Source organism: Duganella sp. LjRoot269, from assembly GCF_964254095.1.
Lineage (GTDB): Bacteria > Pseudomonadota > Gammaproteobacteria > Burkholderiales > Burkholderiaceae_D > Rugamonas > Rugamonas hordei.
On the sequence record NZ_CAXUSL020000001.1, the window covers coordinates 241,060 to 258,663 of the forward strand.

Annotated in this window: 23 protein-coding genes; all 23 read right to left on the reverse strand. The window is 62.8% G+C overall.

Annotation, left to right across the window (positions count from 1 at the left end; genetic code table 11):
* Window positions 1-22 precede the first annotated feature (22 nt).
* The 23 genes from tatA to ACSQ3S_RS00995 all read right to left on the reverse strand — a co-directional run bounded on the left by tatA (window position 23) and on the right by ACSQ3S_RS00995 (window position 17,549).
* Window positions 23-226 carry a Sec-independent protein translocase subunit TatA gene (tatA, locus tag ACSQ3S_RS00885; RefSeq protein WP_176653498.1) on the reverse strand — a complete coding sequence of 68 codons (204 nt, stop codon included), beginning with the start codon at window positions 224-226 and terminating at the stop codon, window positions 23-25.
* Window positions 227-383: 157 nt separating this feature from the next.
* Window positions 384-755 (reverse strand): histidine triad nucleotide-binding protein, encoded by a 372-nt coding sequence (locus ACSQ3S_RS00890; protein ID WP_176653376.1) that lies wholly within the window; start codon window positions 753-755, stop codon window positions 384-386.
* A 20-nt stretch (window positions 756-775) separates the two neighbouring features.
* On the reverse strand, window positions 776-1,114 hold the full coding sequence (locus ACSQ3S_RS00895; RefSeq protein WP_176653375.1) for a phosphoribosyl-ATP diphosphatase: 339 nt from the start codon (window positions 1,112-1,114) through the stop codon (window positions 776-778).
* Window positions 1,111-1,572, reverse strand: coding sequence for a phosphoribosyl-AMP cyclohydrolase (gene hisI, locus ACSQ3S_RS00900; RefSeq protein ID WP_176653374.1), 462 nt, complete (start codon window positions 1,570-1,572; stop codon window positions 1,111-1,113). The genes ACSQ3S_RS00895 and hisI overlap by 4 nt, the downstream gene beginning before the upstream one ends.
* 9 nt (window positions 1,573-1,581) lie before the next feature.
* Window positions 1,582-2,343, reverse strand: coding sequence for an imidazole glycerol phosphate synthase subunit HisF (gene hisF / locus ACSQ3S_RS00905; RefSeq protein ID WP_436141337.1), 762 nt, complete (start codon window positions 2,341-2,343; stop codon window positions 1,582-1,584).
* A gap of 11 nt (window positions 2,344-2,354) precedes the next feature.
* On the reverse strand, window positions 2,355-3,146 hold the full coding sequence (gene hisA, locus ACSQ3S_RS00910) for a 1-(5-phosphoribosyl)-5-[(5-phosphoribosylamino)methylideneamino]imidazole-4-carboxamide isomerase (protein ID WP_176653372.1): 792 nt from the start codon (window positions 3,144-3,146) through the stop codon (window positions 2,355-2,357).
* A gap of 32 nt (window positions 3,147-3,178) precedes the next feature.
* Window positions 3,179-3,817, reverse strand: coding sequence for an imidazole glycerol phosphate synthase subunit HisH (gene hisH / locus ACSQ3S_RS00915; protein WP_413449375.1), 639 nt, complete (start codon window positions 3,815-3,817; stop codon window positions 3,179-3,181).
* Window positions 3,818-3,829: 12 nt separating this feature from the next.
* A complete protein-coding gene (gene hisB / locus ACSQ3S_RS00920) occupies window positions 3,830-4,420 on the reverse strand; it encodes an imidazoleglycerol-phosphate dehydratase HisB (protein WP_090324507.1) in 591 nt (196 codons plus the stop codon).
* A 30-nt stretch (window positions 4,421-4,450) separates the two neighbouring features.
* On the reverse strand, window positions 4,451-5,551 hold the full coding sequence (gene hisC / locus ACSQ3S_RS00925; RefSeq protein WP_436141338.1) for a histidinol-phosphate transaminase: 1,101 nt from the start codon (window positions 5,549-5,551) through the stop codon (window positions 4,451-4,453).
* A gap of 13 nt (window positions 5,552-5,564) precedes the next feature.
* The gene (locus ACSQ3S_RS00930; protein WP_413449377.1) at window positions 5,565-6,383 is read right to left on the reverse strand and encodes a DNA-methyltransferase; all 819 of its coding nucleotides are present in this window, start codon (window positions 6,381-6,383) and stop codon (window positions 5,565-5,567) included.
* Window positions 6,380-7,696 (reverse strand): histidinol dehydrogenase, encoded by a 1,317-nt coding sequence (gene hisD / locus ACSQ3S_RS00935; RefSeq protein WP_176653368.1) that lies wholly within the window; start codon window positions 7,694-7,696, stop codon window positions 6,380-6,382. Before hisD ends, ACSQ3S_RS00930 begins: the two co-directional genes overlap by 4 nt.
* 6 nt (window positions 7,697-7,702) lie before the next feature.
* Window positions 7,703-8,365, reverse strand: coding sequence for an ATP phosphoribosyltransferase (gene hisG / locus ACSQ3S_RS00940; protein WP_176653367.1), 663 nt, complete (start codon window positions 8,363-8,365; stop codon window positions 7,703-7,705).
* Window positions 8,366-8,368: 3 nt separating this feature from the next.
* On the reverse strand, window positions 8,369-9,619 hold the full coding sequence (gene murA / locus ACSQ3S_RS00945; protein ID WP_176653366.1) for a UDP-N-acetylglucosamine 1-carboxyvinyltransferase: 1,251 nt from the start codon (window positions 9,617-9,619) through the stop codon (window positions 8,369-8,371).
* A gap of 6 nt (window positions 9,620-9,625) precedes the next feature.
* Window positions 9,626-9,862, reverse strand: coding sequence for a BolA family protein (locus tag ACSQ3S_RS00950; protein WP_176653365.1), 237 nt, complete (start codon window positions 9,860-9,862; stop codon window positions 9,626-9,628).
* An 18-nt stretch (window positions 9,863-9,880) separates the two neighbouring features.
* The gene (locus ACSQ3S_RS00955; RefSeq protein ID WP_176653364.1) at window positions 9,881-10,648 is read right to left on the reverse strand and encodes an ABC transporter permease; all 768 of its coding nucleotides are present in this window, start codon (window positions 10,646-10,648) and stop codon (window positions 9,881-9,883) included.
* Window positions 10,645-11,559: an ABC transporter ATP-binding protein gene (locus ACSQ3S_RS00960; RefSeq protein ID WP_176653363.1), complete on the reverse strand. Its 915-nt coding sequence runs from the start codon at window positions 11,557-11,559 to the stop codon at window positions 10,645-10,647. The genes ACSQ3S_RS00955 and ACSQ3S_RS00960 overlap by 4 nt, the downstream gene beginning before the upstream one ends.
* 205 nt (window positions 11,560-11,764) lie before the next feature.
* Complete coding sequence (locus tag ACSQ3S_RS00965) at window positions 11,765-12,178, reverse strand: STAS domain-containing protein (RefSeq protein ID WP_218087867.1); 414 nt, start codon at window positions 12,176-12,178, stop codon at window positions 11,765-11,767.
* Between the two features lie 25 nt (window positions 12,179-12,203).
* Window positions 12,204-12,845 (reverse strand): MlaC/ttg2D family ABC transporter substrate-binding protein, encoded by a 642-nt coding sequence (locus ACSQ3S_RS00970; RefSeq protein ID WP_176653362.1) that lies wholly within the window; start codon window positions 12,843-12,845, stop codon window positions 12,204-12,206.
* A 32-nt stretch (window positions 12,846-12,877) separates the two neighbouring features.
* Window positions 12,878-13,729: an MlaA family lipoprotein gene (locus ACSQ3S_RS00975; RefSeq protein WP_176653361.1), complete on the reverse strand. Its 852-nt coding sequence runs from the start codon at window positions 13,727-13,729 to the stop codon at window positions 12,878-12,880.
* Window positions 13,726-14,196 carry an outer membrane lipid asymmetry maintenance protein MlaD gene (gene mlaD, locus ACSQ3S_RS00980; RefSeq protein WP_353401628.1) on the reverse strand — a complete coding sequence of 157 codons (471 nt, stop codon included), beginning with the start codon at window positions 14,194-14,196 and terminating at the stop codon, window positions 13,726-13,728. Before mlaD ends, ACSQ3S_RS00975 begins: the two co-directional genes overlap by 4 nt.
* 25 nt (window positions 14,197-14,221) lie before the next feature.
* Window positions 14,222-15,007, reverse strand: a complete 786-nt coding sequence (gene mlaE / locus ACSQ3S_RS00985; RefSeq protein ID WP_176653359.1) for a lipid asymmetry maintenance ABC transporter permease subunit MlaE — start codon at window positions 15,005-15,007, stop codon at window positions 14,222-14,224.
* On the reverse strand, window positions 15,004-15,807 hold the full coding sequence (locus ACSQ3S_RS00990) for an ABC transporter ATP-binding protein (protein WP_436141339.1): 804 nt from the start codon (window positions 15,805-15,807) through the stop codon (window positions 15,004-15,006). Before ACSQ3S_RS00990 ends, mlaE begins: the two co-directional genes overlap by 4 nt.
* A 278-nt stretch (window positions 15,808-16,085) precedes the next feature.
* A complete protein-coding gene (locus ACSQ3S_RS00995; protein ID WP_436141340.1) occupies window positions 16,086-17,549 on the reverse strand; it encodes a glutamate synthase subunit beta in 1,464 nt (487 codons plus the stop codon).
* Between the last annotated feature and the right edge of the window lie 55 nt (window positions 17,550-17,604).

The following is a 17,604-nucleotide window of genomic DNA, read 5'->3' on the forward strand; positions in this document are numbered from 1 at the left end:
AGGGAGCCGCGCTCCCCGGGGCTTATTTCTTCTCTTTAGCGTCGACGTCGATGGTGCCCGGTGCGGCCGGGGCGGCTGGCTTGTCTTCCTCGCCCTTGACGCCATCCTTGAAGCCTTTGACGGCCTTGCCGATGTCCGAACCCATATTGCCCAGTTTCTTGGTGCCGAACACCAGCATCACGATCACCAGGACGATCAACCAATGCCAAATACTGAATGAACCCATCATATTCCCCTTGCAAGGCGCAAGCGCCCAAATTATCTATTGATACGAGAACTGCCTGCGACAGTATAAGCGAACCGCAGCCCGTCATGTGGATGTCATGCGGCTATCGATATAACGCTGGCAACTTAAGGCAACTTAGAGCAACTTAGAGAGCAACTTAACGTTGTCCGCGCCAGGGGTGAGGGCCGCCGATCACATGTAGATGTAGATGGTACACCTCTTGTCCGCCGTTGGGCCCACTGTTAATCAGCGTCTTGTAGCCGCCGGTCGGCGTGCCGTCGGCGTCGTAGCCGACGGCGCAACCGGATTCCTCCGCCAGCCGGGGCGCCAGCGCCAGCATTTTGCCCAGCAACGGGGCTTCGTTGGCGCTGCAGTCCGACAAGGACGAGAAATGTTTCTTCGGAATCACCAGCAAATGCACCGGCGCGGCAGGGTTGATGTCCTTGAACGCCAGCAAGTCCTCGTCTTCGTAGACGATGGACGAGGGGATTTTCTTTTCAGCTATCTTGCAAAACAGGCAGTTATCCACAACGGCTCCGTGAGTGGGGGTTATTCCTTGCGGGCAGCTTTTTCTTCGAGTCCGGAGACGCCTTCGCGGCGCGCCAGCTCGTCGAGCACCTGCTGCGGCTTGAGGTCGAACTGGGCCAGCAGCACCAGCGTATGGAACCACAAGTCGGCCACTTCGTACAAGACCTTGCCGCTGTCGCCGCCGGCGCGCGCATCCTTGGCGGCCATCACGGTTTCGGTGGCTTCCTCGCCGATTTTCTTCAGGATGGCGTCGTCGCCCTTGGCGAACAGCTTGGAGGTGTAGGACTTGTCGGGATCGCCGCCGTTGACCAGTTTGCGCGACTCGATCAGATCGGCCAAGCGGTCGAGAATAGTGCTCATGTCGATTTCTTTGTCTTGGTTTTTGCCACCGTGGCCGGAGTGTAGATGTCGGCAGGATCCTTCAGCACGGGCTCGGCGGCCTGCCAGTCGCCCTCGAGCGCGTCGCCCTCGAACTTCTGGAAGAAGCAGGAATGGCGGCCGGTATGGCAGGCGATGCCGCCGGCCTGCTCGATTTTCAGCAGCACCACGTCCTCGTCGCAATCGAGGCGGATTTCCAGCACCTTCTGCACATGGCCGGATTCCTCGCCCTTGTGCCACAGCTTCTTGCGCGAGCGGCTCCAGTACACGGCTTCGCCCAGCTCGACCGTCTTGGCCAGCGCCTCGCGGTTCATCCAGGCGAACATCAGCACGTCGTTGCTGCCGGCTTCCTGGGCGATCACCGGCACCAGGCCGTGCTCGTCCCATTGGATTTTCTTCAGCCATTTAGCCTTGGCCAGGGCGCTTGCGGTAGTCGACATAGAATTCTCTTAAACCAGGCGCATCGGAATGCCCTGCTGCGCCATGAAACGCTTGGCTTCCTGCACCGTGTGCTGGCCGTAGTGGAAGATGCTGGCGGCGAGCACCGCGTCGGCCTTGCCCAGCTTGATGCCGTCGGCCAGGTCCTGCAAGCCGCCGACGCCGCCGGAGGCGATCACCGGGATGCCGACCGCGTCGGACACGCCGCGCGTCAGGCCCAGGTCGAAGCCGGACTTGGTGCCGTCGCGGTCCATGCTGGTCAGCAGGATTTCGCCGGCGCCCAGCTGTTCCATCTTCTTCGCCCATTCGATGGCGTCGATGCCGGTGGCCTTGCGGCCGCCGTGCGTAAACACTTCCCACTTGCCGGGCGCAACCTGCTTGGCGTCGATCGCCACCACGATGCATTGCGAGCCGTGCTTTTGCGAGGCGTCGTACACCAGCTGCGGATTGGCTACGGCCGACGAGTTCATGCTGACCTTGTCGGCGCCGGCGTTGAGCAGCCGGCGCACGTCGGCCACTTCGCGCACGCCGCCGCCCACCGTCAGCGGGATGAACACCTGCGAAGCGACGGCTTCGATGATGTCCAGGATCAGGCCGCGGTTGTCGCTGGTGGCGGTGATGTCGAGGAAGGTCAGTTCGTCGGCGCCCTGTTCGTCGTAGCGGCGGGCGATTTCCACCGGGTCGCCGGCATCGCGCAGCTCGGTGAAATTGACGCCTTTGACGACGCGGCCATCGGTCACGTCCAGGCAGGGGATGATGCGTTTAGCGAGCATGGTATTTGACTTTATTCTTCCGTATCTTCTTCGAGCAGATCTCCACTGAGCTCGTCGGCGCGCAGCTGGGCCGAGGCGAGGTCGATGGTGCCCTCGTAAATCGAACGGCCGCAGATCACGCCTTCGATGCCTTCTTCCTGTACCGCGCACAGCGCTTCGACGTCGCCCAGGTTGTGCAGGCCGCCCGAGGCGATGACCGGGATCTTGACCGCTTGCGCCAGCTTGACGGTGGCCTCGATATTGACGCCACCCATCATGCCGTCGCGGCCGATGTCGGTGTAGATGATCGATTCGACGCCGTAGGCTTCGAATTTCTTGGCCAGGTCGATGACCTCGTGGCCGGACATCTTGCTCCAGCCGTCGGTGGCGACCTTGCCGTCCTTGGCGTCCAGGCCGACGATGATGTGGCCGGGGAAGGCGCCGCAGGCGTCGTGCAGGAAGCCGGGCTCCTTCACGGCGGCGGTGCCGATGATGACGTAGCTGATGCCGGCGTCCAGGTAGCGCTCGATGGTGTCGAGGTCGCGGATGCCGCCGCCCAGCTGCACCGGAATCTCGTCCAGGCCATTTTCTTCAGCGTACTCCTGCACCACCTTGAGGATGGCCTTGACCGCGCCTTCGTTCTTCGGCTTGCCGGCGAAGGCGCCGTTCAGGTCGACCAGGTGCAGGCGGCGCGCGCCCTGCTTCAGCCAATGCAGGGCCATGTCGGCCGGATCTTCGGAGAATACGGTGGCGAGTTCCATATCGCCTTGTTTCAAGCGAACGCAGTGACCGTCTTTGAGGTCGATGGCAGGAATGAGCAGCATGATGGTTTAAGTAAATTTAGGGGTAAATGAAATCAAGGGTTCCAGTGAACGAAATTCTTGTACAACTGCAGTCCGGTGGCGGCGCTTTTCTCCGGGTGGAACTGTGTCGCAAAAATATTATCACGTGCGACGGCACAGCTGAACGCCGCACCGTAGATGGTCTGTCCCACGGTGTGCTCGGCCAGCCCGGGCTGGGCGAAATAGCTGTGCACGAAATAGAAATAGCTGTCGTCGGGAATATCCTGCCACATCGGGTGAGACGCCGTTTGGCGCACTTGGTTCCAGCCCATTTGCGGAACCTTGAAACGCGAGCCGTCTTCCTGCACCTGGCCGTCGAGCTGGAAGCGCACGACCCTGCCCGGCAACAGGCCGAGGCCGGCGGCGTTGCCTTCCTCGCTGCCGTCGAACAGCATCTGCTCGCCGATGCACACGCCCATCAACGGCTTGGTCCGCGCCGCCACCAGCAGCGCGTCCTGCACGCCGGATTCGCGCAGGCTGCGCATGCAGTCCGGCATGGCGCCCTGGCCGGGCAAGACGATGCGGTCGGCGGTTTCGATGTCGGCGACTTCGCCGGAGATCAGCACATTGGCATCGGGCGCGACGGCGCGCAGGGCCTGCGCGACCGAGCGCAGATTACCCATGCCGTAATCAACTACTACGATTTTTTTCATGATGATGTGATGTTACAGGCTGCCCTTGGTCGATGGGATCGTGCCGGCGGCGCGCGGGTCCAGCTCCGACGCCATGCGCAGCGCGCGGCCAAATGCTTTGAACACCGTCTCGCATTGATGGTGCGCGTTGGTGCCGCGCAGGTTATCGATGTGCAGCGTGACCAGCGCGTGGTTGACGAAGCCGCGGAAGAACTCCAGCGTCAGGTCGACGTCGAAGGTGCCGATCATCGCGCGCGTGAATGGAATGTGGTATTCGATGCCTGGCCGGCCGGAGAAATCCAGCACCACGCGCGACAGCGCCTCGTCCAGCGGCACATACGAATGGCCGTAGCGGACGATGCCCTTGCGGTCGCCGATGGCCTTGGCCACGGCCATGCCGAGGGTGATGCCGACGTCTTCCACCGTGTGGTGGTTGTCGATGTGGATGTCGCCGGTGGCTTCCACATCCAGGTCGAACAGGCCGTGACGGGCGATCTGGTCCAGCATGTGGTCCAGGAAGGGCACGCCGGTGTTCAGCTTTTGCTTGCCGGTGCCGTCAAGGTTGATCGAAACGCGGACTTGCGTCTCGTTGGTGTTGCGGATAATTTCTGCGGTGCGGTTCATGAAAGGCTCGCGGTGGCGATGGCGATAACGTTAGGCTGCCAGCGATGCGGCGAAGGCATCGAGGAAGGCGGAATTCTCTTCCGGGGTGCTGACCGTGATACGCAAACAATTGGCCAGCACATCGTGCATTTTACCTACATTTTTGATTAATACCTTGCGGGACAGCAGTTTCGCGTAGGCATCATCGGAATTCGGCACCCGAATCAAGATAAAATTCGCCGCCGACGGGAACACCTCCACCCCGGGCAGAGCGGCCAGCGCAGCCATCAGATCGGCGCGTGCGGCGCGCAAAGCCGTGGCCTGCTGGTTCAGCACCTCCACGTGGTCGAGCGCGAATTCGGCCGCTGCCTGCGTCAACACGTTGATGTTGTAAGGAGGCCGCACTTTGTCGAACTCGGCCAGCAATTGCGGCGCCGCCGACATGTAGCCGAGGCGGATGCCGGCCAGTCCCAGCTTCGACACCGTGCGCATGACGACGAGATTGTTAAATTCCGGCAGCCGGTGCATAAAGGTTTGCTGGGCGAACGGCTCGTAGGCTTCGTCGACCACGGCCAGGCCCGAGCCGTTCTCGTCCAATGCCTTGATGATGGCGACGATGTCGTCCGCGGCGAACAGGTTGCCGGTCGGGTTGTTCGGGTAGGATAGGAACACCAGCGACGGCTTGTGCCGCGCGATCGCGGCCAGCATGGCCGGCAGGTCCAGCGTCAGGTCGGCCTTCAACGGCACGCCGACGTAGTCCATGCCCGCGAACTGCGCCGAGCGCTGGTACATGACGAACGACGGCGTCGGCGCCAGCACCACGGCGCGGCGGTCCTGCAGCGCGCAGCCCATGCACAGGATGGAGATCAGTTCATCGGAGCCGTTGCCCAGCATGACGTCGTAGCCGGCCGGGATGCCCAGCGTGTCGCGCACGCGCTGCTTGATGGTGGCGTACGACGCGACCGGGTAGCGGTTCAGCGTGACGTCGGTCAGGCGTTGGGCCAGTTCCTCGCGCAGGTGATGCGGCAGCTGGTAAGGGTTCTCCATCGCATCCAGTTTGATATAACCACTCGCGTCGGCGACGTGGTAGCCAGCGATGGCGCGCACGTCGGAGCGGATGGTGGTGTTGACCAGGGTGTCGATGGAAGACATCTTACTAAGGCTCCTATGAGGTGACTGAACTTCGTTTAACGGGGGACTTCTTCTTTTTTTCCGGCGGTGCCGGCACTTCCGGCATGGCCAGGCGTTCGGCGATGATGGCGCAGTAGTCGGGATTCAGTTCGAAGCCGACGAAATTGCGGCCGCAGCGCTTGGCCGCGATGGCCGTCGTGCCGCTGCCCATGAACAGGTCCAGCACCACGCCGTCCGGCGGGCACGAGGCCTTGACCATGCGTTCGATGATCTCCAGCGGCTTCTGCGTCGGATGGTCGGCGCGCTCCGGATGCTCGCGGTGCAGGCGCGACACGCTCCACAAATCCTTCGGGTTGTAGCCCACTTCCAGCCACTTGGCGCCGATGAAGATCGAGCGCGAACGGGCCTTCTTGGTTTCGGCGTCGTACGGAATGCGCACCGCGTCCAGGTCGAAGTAGTAATCCTTGCGGCGCACGAAGAAGCCGATGGTGTCGTGCACCGACGAGTAGCTGCGCACGCTGCCGCCCATCGACGGCACGCGGCGGTCCCAGATGATCTCGTTCATCATCGTCATGCGCTTTTTCAGCAGCACGAAAATCTCCGGAGAAAAGCGCCAGGTCAGGAAGATGTACAGGCTGCCGTTGGGTTTCAGCTTGGGCAACGCGGCGTCTATCCACTGCTCGGTCCAGCGCAGGTATTCTTCCACCGTCTGCGAGTCGGAGTCGTTGCCGTAGTCCTTGCCCAGGTTGTACGGCGGATCGGTCAGGATCAAGTCGACGGAACCGTCCGGGATGCGCGCCAGGCCGGCCAGCGCATCCTCGCAAAAGACCTGATTGATCCAGGCGTCCGTCATTTGAGGCGCAGCTCCGCGCTGCGGGCGTGCGCCTGCAGGCCTTCGCCGTAGGCCAGTTCGGCCGCGACCTTGCCCAGCGTTTGCGCGCCGGCTTCGCTGACATGAATGATCGACGAGCGTTTCTGGAAATCGTACACGCCCAGCGGCGACGAAAAGCGCGCCGTGCGCGAGGTCGGCAGCACGTGGTTCGGGCCGCAGCAATAGTCGCCCAGCGATTCGGACGAGAAGCGGCCGAGGAACATGGCACCGGCGTGGCGGATCTGGTCGGCCCACTGCTGCGGGTTCTCTGCCGAGATTTCCAGGTGCTCGGCGGCGATGCTGTTGGCGATGGCGCAGGCTTCGGCCATGTCGCGCACTTTCACCAATGCGCCGCGGTCGGTCAGCGACGTGCGGATCACTTCCGCGCGCGGCATCGTCGGCAGCAGCTTGATAATGCTCGCTTCGACCCTGGCGATGTAGTCCGCGTCCGGGCACAGCAGGATCGCCTGCGCCAGTTCGTCGTGCTCCGCCTGCGAGAACAGGTCCATCGCAACCCAGTCGGGATCGGTGGTGCCGTCGCAGATGATCAGGATTTCCGACGGGCCGGCGATCATATCGATGCCGACGATGCCGAACACGCTGCGCTTGGCGGCTGCCACGTAGGCATTGCCGGGGCCGACGATCTTGTCGACCGGCTGTATGGACTCGGTGCCGTGCGCCAGCGCGGCGACGGCTTGCGCGCCGCCGATGGTGATGACGCGGGTGACGCCGGCAATCGCGGCGGCGGCCAGCACCATCTGGTTCTTCACGCCGTCCGGCGTCGGCACCACCATGATGATCTCTTCGACGCCGGCGACGTGCGCGGGTATCGCGTTCATCAGCACCGACGAGGGATAGGCCGCCTTGCCGCCCGGGACGTAGATGCCCACCCGGTCCAGCGGCGTGACTTTCTGGCCCAGCACCGTGCCGTCAGGCTCGGTGTAGGTGAAGCCGTTCAGCTCCCGCTTCTGGCGCTCGTGGAACACGCGGATGCGCTGGGCGGCGGTGTGCAGCGCGTTGCGCTGCGCTTCGGGAATGCTGGCCAGCGCGGCCTGCAGTTCCGCTTCCGGAATGTCGAAGGCGGCCATGCTGGCGGCGCCGCCGTTGGGAATGCGGTCGAAGCGGTTGGTGTATTCCAGCACGGCGGCGTCGCCGCGCGCCTTCACATCGGCCAGGATGCCGGCGACTGCACGCTCGATGGCTTCATCGGTACTCGCTTCAAATGCCAGCAGGGCATCCAGGGACTTTTTGAAATCGGCTTGGGTGGAATCGAGCTTGGTGATTTGAATCGACATGATGGTTTACTTTTTGGAGGCGCGTTCGAATGCTTCAATGATGGGCTGCAGGCGTTCGCGCTTGAGCTTGAGCGCGGCCTGGTTGACGATCAGGCGCGACGAGATGTCCATGATCGCTTCCACTTCCTTCAGGTCGTTGGCGCGCAGCGTGTTGCCGGTGCTGACCACGTCGACGATGGCGTCCGACAGGCCGACCAGCGGCGCCAGCTCCATCGAGCCGTACAGCTTGATCAGGTCGACGTGCACGCCTTTCTTGGCGAAGTGCTCGCGCGCGGTCTGCACGAACTTGGTGGCCACGCGCAGGCGCGCACCCTGGCGCACGGCGGTCTCGTAGTCGAAGCCGTTGCGCACGGCGACCGACATGCGGCAGGCCGCGATGTTCAAGTCGATGGGCTGGTACAGGCCCTCGCCGCCATGCTCCAGCAGCACGTCCTTGCCGGCCACGCCGAAGTCCGCCGCGCCGTGCTGGACATAGGTCGGCACGTCGGTGGCGCGGACGATGATGACGCGCACGTCGGGATCGTTGGTCGACAGGATCAGCTTGCGCGACGTCTCCGGGTTCTCGGTGACGGTGATGCCGGCCGCTTCCAGCAGCGGCAGCGTGTCCTCGAAAATGCGGCCCTTCGACAGCGCGAGGATCAGCTGCGAGTTGGCTTGGAATGCGCTCATGATTTATTTGATCCGTTTGATATTGGCGCCGACCGCGGACAGCTTCACTTCCATCTGGTCGTAGCCGCGATCGAGGTGGTAAATGCGGTCGATCAGCGTTTCGCCGCGCGCGGCCAGCGCCGCGATCACCAGCGAAGCGGAAGCGCGCAGGTCGGTCGCCATCACCGGCGCCCCGACCAGCTGCTCGACGCCCTTGATGAAGGCGGTGTTGCCGTCGGTTTCAATCGCCGCGCCCAGGCGGTTCATTTCCTGTACGTGCATGAAGCGGTTTTCGAAGATCGTTTCGGTCACGCGGCTGGCGCCGTCGGCGATGGTGTTCACCGCCATGAACTGCGCCTGCATGTCGGTCGGGAAGCCCGGGTATTCGGTGGTGCGGAAGGTGACCGGCGTCGGGCGCTTGTCCATCTGCGCGCGGATCCAGTTGTCGCCGATGGTCATCTGCAGGCCGATCTCGCGCAGCTTGTCCAGCGCGGCGTCCATGATGTCGACGCGGGTGTTGCGGATCGTGATGTCGCCGCCGGCGGCAGCCACGGCGCACAGGAAGGTCGCCGCTTCGATGCGGTCGGAGATGACGGCGTGTTTTGCGCCGTGCAGCTCGGCCACACCCTGGATCACCAGGCGGTTGGTGCCGATGCCTTCGATCTTGGCGCCCATGCCGACCAGCAGGTTGGCCAGGTCGGTCACTTCCGGTTCGCAGGCGGCGTTCTCCAGCACGGTCTCGCCTTCGGCCAGGGTGGCGGCCATCAGCAGGTTCTCGGTGCCGGTCACGGTGATCATGTCGGTGACGATGCGCGCGCCCTTGAGCTTCTTGCACTTGGCGTAGATGTAGCCGCCTTCGACGGTGATGTCGGCGCCCAGCGCCTGCAGGCCCTTGATGTGCTGGTCCACCGGACGCGAGCCGATGGCGCAGCCGCCCGGCAGCGAGACCTTGGCTTCGCCGAAGCGCGCCAGCAAGGGGCCCAATACCAGGATCGAGGCGCGCATGGTTTTCACCAGCTCATACGGGGCCTCCAGCTTGTCGATGGCGCTGCCGTTCAAGGTGACCTTGTCGCCGTCCTGCGTCACTTTCAGGCCGGTCTGGCCCAGCAGCTTGAGGATGGTCGCCACGTCGTGCAGGTGCGGCACGTTCGACAGCTCGACGTCGCCCGAGGTCAGCAGGCCGGCGCACAGGATGGGCAGCGCCGCGTTCTTCGCGCCGGAGATGTTGATATCGCCGTTCAGGCGGTTGCCGCCTTGTATGAGGAGCTTGTCCATGCTTGCTTATCCTTGGTATTCGTCAGGGGTGAGGGTTTTCATCGACAGCGCGTGGATCTCTTCGCGCATGCGGTCGCCCAGCGCGGCGTACACGATCTGGTGGCGCTGGATCGGACGCTTGCCGACGAAGGCTGGCGAGACGATGACGGCCTGGAAGTGCTGGCCGTCGCCCTCCACTTCGAGGTGGGTGCATTCGAGGCCGGCCGAGATGTAGCCGTGGATCAGTTCTGGAGTGGTAGCCATGATGAGATGTCCTTGGAATTAATGACGCAAACGATAACCGCTGCGCAGCAAACGAATCGCCAGCAGTGCCAACGCGACGAGGAAGGCGGAGACGATGCTCACGCTGACCAGCGGGTTGACGTCCGACTGGCCGAAGAAACCGTAGCGGAAGCCGTCGATCATGTAGAAGAACGGGTTCAGGTGCGAGACCGTCAGCCAGAACGGCGGCAGCGAGTGGATCGAGTAGAACACGCCGGACAGGAAGGTCAGCGGCATGATCAGGAAGTTCTGGAACGCGGCCAGCTGGTCGAATTTTTCGGCCCAGATGCCGGCGATCAGGCCCATGGTGCCGAGGATGGCCGCGCCCAGCAGCGCGAAGACGACGATCCACAGCGGCGCCGTGAACGACAGGTGGGCGAACCACGCCGTCACCACGAACACGCCGAAGCCGACCACGATGCCGCGCACCATGGCGGCGATCACGTAGGCCGAGAAAATTTCCCAGTGCGACAGGGGCGTCAGCAGCACGAACACCAGGTTGCCGGTGATCTTGGACTGGATCAGCGACGACGACGAGTTGGCGAAGGCGTTCTGCAACACGCTCATCATCACCAGGCCGGGGATCAGGAAGGCGGTGTAGCTGACGTCCGTGTAGACGGTGACGCGGCCTTCGAGCACGTGGCCGAAGATCAGCAGGTACAGCATGGCGGTCAGGATCGGCGCGGCGACGGTTTGTGTGGCCACTTTCCAGAAGCGCAGCGTCTCCTTGTAGACCAGGGTGCGGAAGCCGGTGGAGATGAAGTTCATACGGTGCCCTTGTCCATGATCTGCAAGAAGATGTCTTCCAGATCCGCTTGTTGCAGTTGCATTTCGTCGATCACGGCGCCGGACTCGCGCAGGCGCGCCAGCAGGGTTTCGACTTCGGCGTATTCGTTGATGCGCAGGCTGTACTTCTTGCCATGCTCGGACGCTTCCGGATGCGTGACCAGGTGGCGCAGGTCTTGCGGCAGATCGCCGCTGGTCAGGTTGACCGTCAGCTGCGAGCCGGAGATGCGGCGGATCAGCGACGCCATGGTGTCGAGCGCGACCACCTTGCCGCTCTTGAGCATGGCCACGCGCTTGCACATGGCTTGCGCTTCTTCCAGGTAGTGGGTGGTCAGCACGACGGTGTGGCCTTCGCGGTTCAGGCGCGAGATGAACTTCCACAGCGTCTGGCGCAGCTCGACGTCGACGCCGGCGGTCGGCTCGTCGAGCACGATGACGGGCGGCTTGTGCACCAGCGCCTGCGCCACCAGCACCCGGCGCTTCATGCCGCCGGACAGCGCGCGCATATTGACGTCGGCCTTGTTGGTCAGGTCGAGGTTGTGCATCACTTCATCGATCCAGGCGTCGTTGTTGGCCAAGCCGAAATAGCCGGACTGCAGGCGCAGCGTCTCGCGCACGGTGAAGAACGGGTCGAACACCAGCTCCTGCGGCACCACGCCCAGCTTCTTGCGGGCGGCGCGGAAATCGCCGGTGACGTCGTGGCCGTGGATGCTGACCTTGCCCGCATCGGGCCGGATCAGGCCGGCGATGATGGAAATCAGCGTGGTCTTGCCGGCGCCGTTGGGGCCCAGCAGGCCGAAAAACTCGCCCTCTTCGATTGAAAGGGACACGCCGCCCAGTGCCTGGAGCGACTTGTAGCGCTTCTCGACATTACTTATTTGGATCGCTGTCATTCTTGACTTATCAGTTGGTGCGGCGGCACGGGCCGGCGCGTGGGTGCTCGTAGATGCCCAAAGGCGGAAGGTGGTGCAAGCGCCGCGGCTCTCAGGCAGCGGCAACGTTCAATTATATTGGAAATTCGGATCGGCAGAGCCAGACTGGCCATTTACCGGGGGTAACAGGTAACGAGTAAGACAGGGGACGGGGGCAGGGCGGGGGTCAATGATGGTGGTGCGAGGCCGTATCGTCGGCCAGACCGGTCTTGGGGGTGAAGACCGAGGTTGGTGCGTTAACCGGGGCGAATTCTTCGTGCAGGGGATTGGGCGGCACGGGCTCGCCGGCGTCCAGCTTGACCGACGGCGGGAACAGCAGCGAGCACACGCCGTACAGCTTGGTCAGGCTTTGCAGCGCCGGCGGCAGGTTTTTCAGTTCCAGCTTGACGCCGGCGTCCTGGGCAGCGCGCTGCCATGCCAGCATCACCGATACCGCCGCCGAATCGACCGTCAACACATGGCGCAGGTCGAACACGGTCTGGCCGGCCTTGAGGGCCGCCAAGCCGCGCTCCAGCGCCGCGGAGGCGTTGAGCACGGTCAGGGACGTGAGGGACTGCAGGTTGTCGATAGCTTCGGACATGGCGGCAAGGATTTAAGGTAAGGATTTACTTCGTGGCGGTTTTCAGCGGTCGGTTGGCCAAGGTCTTGTTCTTTTCAGTCAAGGTCTTGATCAGGCCGTCGATGCCGCCCTTGCTGATTTCCGAAGCAAACGTGCCCTTGTAGGTCTCGACCAGCCATGCGCCCAGCACGTTGATGTCGTAGATCTTCCAGCCGGCCGGGGTCTTGGCGACGCGGTAGTTCAGCGGAATCGGCTCGCCGCGGGTCATGTTGACCTGCGAACGCACTTCCACGTCGGTATCGTCCGCCGCGGCGCGCATAGGCTTGAATTCCACCGTTTCATTCTTGATTTGCGACAGCGCGCCCGAATAGGTGTAGATCAGCAGGGTGCGGAATTGTTCCGACAATGCCTTCTGCTGCTCCGGGGTGGCCTCGCGCCAGAAGCGGCCGGCCGCCAGCGATGTCATGCGCTGCGAATCGACGTAGGGCAGGATCTTGGTCTCGACCAGGTCCATCACCTTCTTCGTGTCGCCGGCCTGGATCGCCTTGTCGGTCTTGGCCGTGTCGATCACGTCCTGGCTGATGCGCTTGACCAGCACGTCCGGCGCTTCGTTGGCGGGGGCTGCGGCATGGGCGTTGAACGCCAGCGCCACAGTTGCTAAAGCGATAATTTGTTTAATCAATTTCATGTTTTTGCCTTACCTTTATAAGTTCTTCGGGATCACAGGCTGGCGTTGTTCGCAGCCGGTGTGCCGGAGTTTAACTCTTTTGGCGCCGATTCGGATGACACGGGTGCCGAAGTTTCCGTCGCGGCAGTCGGCGCGGCGGCAGGTTTCGTGTCGATTTCAGCCGAATCGTCTTTTTTAGCTTTCCTGACAGGGCCGCCGTCGTCCGGGTGGATCTGGCTCTCGCGGCGCTGCAGGTAGCCGTCGCGGATGAACTCATAGCGGTCCAGCGCAGCGTCCTCCAGCAGGCTCGATGCGTCCAGCAGGTTAGCACGCTGATCGACAACGCGTAGCGCGGTACCGGTATTGCGGATATACACTGGTTCCTTGTAGGCCCAGATGTCGCCCTTGATGTCCAGCGGCAACGCCGCGGTGTCGCGCACGGTCGAAGGTCCCAGCAGCGGCAGCATCAGGTACGGACCGGACGGCACGCCCCACACGCCCAGGGTCTGGCCGAAGTCTTCCTTGTGCTTTTGCAGGCCGGCTTCGGAGGCGATGTCGAACAGGCCGACGATACCCACGGTGGAGTTCAGCGCGAAGCGCGACACGTCGGACATGCCGGCCTGGCCATTGCCTTGCAGCAGGTTGTTGACGGCGCTCCAGGCGTCGGCCAGGTTGCCGAAGAAGTTGTTCACGCCGGTCTGCACGAACGATGGCAGCACGTTCTTGTAGGCGGTGGCGGCAGGCTTCAGCGCGTAGGTGTCGACCGTGTCGTTAAAGCTGAACATGGCGCGGTTGAAGCCCTCGTAAGGGTCGCGCGGGTTCGGCCCGGCACAGCCGGCCAGCAGCACGGTGACGCCCAGCGCCAGCGCGGCGCCGCGGAGAGATTTCGGAGTACGGTGCATCATTTACTGTCCTTTCCCTCTGCAGCTTTGCTGTAGATGAATTGATTGATCAGGTCTTCCAGTACGGCGGCGGACTGGGTGCGGGCGATCTTGTCGCCAGCACCAAGGTTGTTGGTGTCGCCGCCGGCCTCGATGCCGACATATTGCTCGCCCAGCAAGCCAGCCGTCAGGATCTTGGCGGAACTGTCTTTAGGGAATTTGTAGCCTTCTTCCATGTTCAAGGTTACCAGCGCCTGATAACTCTTGTCATCAAACTTGATCTCTCCCACACGGCCTACCACCACGCCGGCCGCCTTGACCGCCGCCTGCGGACGCAGGCTGCCGATGTTGTCGAACTTGGCGGTGATCGGGTACGACTTGCCGAAGGACATGGAACCCATGTTGCCGGCTTTCAGCGCCAGGAACATCAGCGCGGCGACGCCGACGACGATGAACAGACCGACCCAGACATCCAGAGATTTACGTTGCATAGCTATTCCTCACACTTTCTTAATCTTATTTGCTGAACATCAGCGCCGTCATCATGAAGTCCAGCCACCAGATCATCAGCGATGAAATCACGACCGTGCGGGTGGTGGCGCGCGCCACATCTTCCGGCGTCGGCTGTGCCTCATAGCCCTGGTACAAGGCGATGAAGGTGATCGCGATGCCGAACACGACGCTCTTGGCGAAGCCGTTGAAAATATCCTTGTACAGGTCGACGCCGCCCTGCATCTGCGACCAGAACGCGCCGTCGTCGACGCCAATCAGCTGCACGCCGACCAGCCAGCCGCCCAGCACGCCGACCGCGCTGAACACCGACGCCAGCAGCGGCACCGAGATCACGCCGGCCCAGAAACGGGGCGCCAGCACGCGCTGGATCGGGTTGACGGCCATCATTTCCATCGCCGACAGCTGTTCACCCGCCTTCATCAGGCCGATTTCGGCCGTCAGCGAGGTGCCGGCGCGGCCGGCAAACAGCAGCGCGGTGATGACCGGGCCCAGTTCGCGGGTCAGGCCCAGCGCCACCAGCAGGCCCAGCGACTGCTCGGCGCCGTATTTATTGAGCGTGTAGTAACCCTGCAGGCCCAGCACCATGCCGACGAACAGGCCGGACAGCGTGATGATCAGCATCGAATAATTGCCGATGAAGTGCAGCTGCTCGATCACCAGGCCCGGACGGCGCAACAGGCCGGGCGACACGCCCAGCACATTGCCGAAGGTGCGGGCGCCGTAGCCTATGCTTTCCACATAGTCGCGCAGCGGCGCGCCCAGCTTGGACAACCAGTTCTTTAAACTCATGTTTGCGCTCCCAGGCCCAGGTCATCGGCCAGGGACTTGCCTGGATAGTGGAACGGCACCGGACCGTCGGCTTCCGCATTGACGAACTGGTGCACGTACGGGTCGGTGGAAACCATCATGTCGGCCGGCGTGCCGTGCGCGACGATCTTGCCTTGCGACAGGAAGTACACATAGTCGGCGATGGCGAAGCATTCCTTGACGTCGTGCGACACCAGGATCGTGGTCGAGCCCAGCGCGGTGTTCAGGTTGCGGATCAGGTTGGCAGTGACGCCCATCGAGATCGGGTCGAGGCCGGCGAACGGCTCGTCGTACATGATCAGTTCCGGATCGAGCGCGATCGAGCGCGCCAGCGCCACGCGGCGCGCCATGCCGCCGGAGATTTCGCCCGGCTTCAGCTTGGCGGCGTTGCGCAGGCCCACGGCGTGCAGTTTCATCAGCACCAGGTTGCGGATCAGCTCTTCCGACAAATCGGTGTGCTCGCGCAGCGGGAAGGCGACGTTCTCAAACACGGTGAGGTCGGTGAACAGCGCGCCATGCTGAAACAGCATGCCCATTTTGCGCCGCAGCAGATACAAGCCAGCGGTATTAAGTTTGTGCACCACCTGGCCCTGTACCTTGACGTGGCCCCGTTTCGGGCGGATCTGGCCGCCGATCAGGCGCAATACCGTGGTCTTGCCGCTCCCCGAACCACCCATGACAGCGATCACTTTTCCACGTGGGAAATCCATCTGGAGACCCGACAGTATCGAGCGCTTTCCATAGGAAAAGTGTAGATCACGGATTTCGACAAGATTAGACACGACTGAACTCATTATTTTTAATGCCGTATTGTAGTGCAGAAAGGTCAATCTCTGCAGGCGCCCCCCTCATTTGTGACAGGGAGACGGACGGTAAGTGGCAGATAATACAACACTACTGAACCTAAAGTCAGCAATTTACACCCGGCACTAAATGTTACATATCAGGGTTTATTGCTGCATCGCACAAGCGCCGATGCGAAAAAAAACCGGGTAGCGAACGGGGATCACCCGCTCGCTCCCGGCAGGGAGTCAGGCTGAAGCTGTGCCGCTAGTGGGAATCAGCGCGGCAGATCGGAACAGCCCATCAGGAACTCGTCGACCGCGCGCGCGCACTGGCGCCCTTCGCGGATCGCCCACACCACCAGCGACTGGCCGCGGCGGACGTCGCCGGCGGCAAAGACGTTGGGGGCGGATGTCTTGTAGCAGCCGGCGCCGTCGGTCGTGGCCTTGGCGTTGCCGCGTGCATCTTTTTCGACGCCGAACGCGTCCAGCACGTTGGCCACCGGCGACACGAAGCCCATGGCCAGCAGCACCAGGTCGGCCTTCATCTCGAATTCCGAGTTTGGCACTTCGGCCATCTTGCCGTCTTTCCATTCGACGCGGCAGGCGATCAGCTTCTCGACCTTGCCGCCCTTGCCTTCCAGGCGCTTGGTGGCCACCGCCCAGTCGCGCTCGCAGCCTTCCTCGTGCGACGAGGAGGTGCGCAGCTTGGTCGGCCAGTACGGCCACACCAGCGGCTTGTTCTCTTGCTCAGGCGGCATGGGCATCAGTTCGAACTGGGTCACCGAGGCGGCGCCGTGGCGGTTCGAGGTGCCGACGCAGTCGGAACCGGTATCGCCGCCGCCGATGACGACCACGTGCTTGCCGGTGGCTTTCAGCTGGTCCTTGACCTTGTCGCCGGCGTTGACCTTGTTTTGCTGCGGCAGGAAGTCCATGGCGAAGTGCACGCCCTTGAGCTCGCGGCCCGGCACCGGCAGGTCGCGCGGCTGCTCGGCGCCGCCGGCCAGCACCACGGCGTCGAAGTCCTTGGCCAGGTCTTCAGGGAAGATGGTTTCCTTGGCCCAGTTGTTGACGTTGGCAGGGAAGTCCTTGCCGACCAGCACGCTGGTGCGGAACACCACGCCTTCGGCTTCCATCTGCTTGATGCGGCGGTCGATGTGCGACTTTTCCATCTTGAAGTCTGGAATGCCGTAGCGCAGCAGGCCGCCGACGCGGTCGCTCTTTTCAAACACGGTGACGGCGTGGCCGGCGCGCGCCAGCTGCTGCGCCGCCGCCAGGCCGGCGGGACCGGAACCGACCACGGCCACTTTCTTGCCGGTCTGCTTGTCCGCGGGCTGCGGCACGACCCAGCCGTGTTCCCAGCCTTCGTCGATGATCTTGTGCTCGATCGACTTGATGCCGACCGGATCGTTGTTGATGCCCAGCGTGCAGGCGGCCTCGCACGGCGCAGGGCAGATGCGGCCGGTGAATTCCGGGAAGTTGTTGGTCGAGTGCAGCGTGTCCAGCGCCTCGCGGTAGTTGCCGCGATACACCAGGTCATTCCAGTCCGGGATGATGTTGTTGACCGGGCAGCCGGTGTTGCAGAACGGGATGCCGCAATCCATGCAGCGCGCGCCCTGCACCTTGGCCTGCTCATTGGTCAGGGTGATGACGAATTCGGAATAGTTTTTCAGGCGCGTAGCCGGCGGCAGATAGCTCTCTTCCTGACGCTTGAATTCCATGAAACCGGTGATTTTACCCACGATAAATCCTTTAGTTATCTGTTGCTCCGTCGTCCCCGCGAAAGCGGGGATCCAT

Excerpts from the sequence above, each read along its gene's own strand:
- tatA (WP_176653498.1), bottom strand. The coding sequence starts at position 226 with ATGGGTTCATTCAGTATTTGGCATTGGTTGATCGTCCTGGTGATCGTG.
- ACSQ3S_RS00895 (WP_176653375.1), bottom strand. The coding sequence starts at position 1,114 with ATGAGCACTATTCTCGACCGCTTGGCCGATCTGATCGAGTCGCGCAAA.
- hisI (WP_176653374.1), bottom strand. The coding sequence starts at position 1,572 with ATGTCGACTACCGCAAGCGCCCTGGCCAAGGCTAAATGGCTGAAGAAA.
- hisF (WP_436141337.1), bottom strand. The coding sequence starts at position 2,343 with ATGCTCGCTAAACGCATCATCCCCTGCCTGGACGTGACCGATGGCCGC.
- hisA (WP_176653372.1), bottom strand. The coding sequence starts at position 3,146 with ATGCTGCTCATTCCTGCCATCGACCTCAAAGACGGTCACTGCGTTCGC.
- hisH (WP_413449375.1), bottom strand. The coding sequence starts at position 3,817 with ATGAAAAAAATCGTAGTAGTTGATTACGGCATGGGTAATCTGCGCTCG.
- hisB (WP_090324507.1), bottom strand. The coding sequence starts at position 4,420 with ATGAACCGCACCGCAGAAATTATCCGCAACACCAACGAGACGCAAGTC.
- hisC (WP_436141338.1), bottom strand. The coding sequence starts at position 5,551 with ATGTCTTCCATCGACACCCTGGTCAACACCACCATCCGCTCCGACGTG.
- ACSQ3S_RS00930 (WP_413449377.1), bottom strand. The coding sequence starts at position 6,383 with ATGACGGACGCCTGGATCAATCAGGTCTTTTGCGAGGATGCGCTGGCC.
- hisD (WP_176653368.1), bottom strand. The coding sequence starts at position 7,696 with ATGTCGATTCAAATCACCAAGCTCGATTCCACCCAAGCCGATTTCAAA.
- hisG (WP_176653367.1), bottom strand. The coding sequence starts at position 8,365 with ATGAGCGCATTCCAAGCCAACTCGCAGCTGATCCTCGCGCTGTCGAAG.
- murA (WP_176653366.1), bottom strand. The coding sequence starts at position 9,619 with ATGGACAAGCTCCTCATACAAGGCGGCAACCGCCTGAACGGCGATATC.
- ACSQ3S_RS00950 (WP_176653365.1), bottom strand. The coding sequence starts at position 9,862 with ATGGCTACCACTCCAGAACTGATCCACGGCTACATCTCGGCCGGCCTC.
- ACSQ3S_RS00955 (WP_176653364.1), bottom strand. The coding sequence starts at position 10,648 with ATGAACTTCATCTCCACCGGCTTCCGCACCCTGGTCTACAAGGAGACG.
- ACSQ3S_RS00960 (WP_176653363.1), bottom strand. The coding sequence starts at position 11,559 with ATGACAGCGATCCAAATAAGTAATGTCGAGAAGCGCTACAAGTCGCTC.
- ACSQ3S_RS00965 (WP_218087867.1), bottom strand. The coding sequence starts at position 12,178 with ATGTCCGAAGCTATCGACAACCTGCAGTCCCTCACGTCCCTGACCGTG.
- ACSQ3S_RS00970 (WP_176653362.1), bottom strand. The coding sequence starts at position 12,845 with ATGAAATTGATTAAACAAATTATCGCTTTAGCAACTGTGGCGCTGGCG.
- ACSQ3S_RS00975 (WP_176653361.1), bottom strand. The coding sequence starts at position 13,729 with ATGATGCACCGTACTCCGAAATCTCTCCGCGGCGCCGCGCTGGCGCTG.
- mlaD (WP_353401628.1), bottom strand. The coding sequence starts at position 14,196 with ATGCAACGTAAATCTCTGGATGTCTGGGTCGGTCTGTTCATCGTCGTC.
- mlaE (WP_176653359.1), bottom strand. The coding sequence starts at position 15,007 with ATGAGTTTAAAGAACTGGTTGTCCAAGCTGGGCGCGCCGCTGCGCGAC.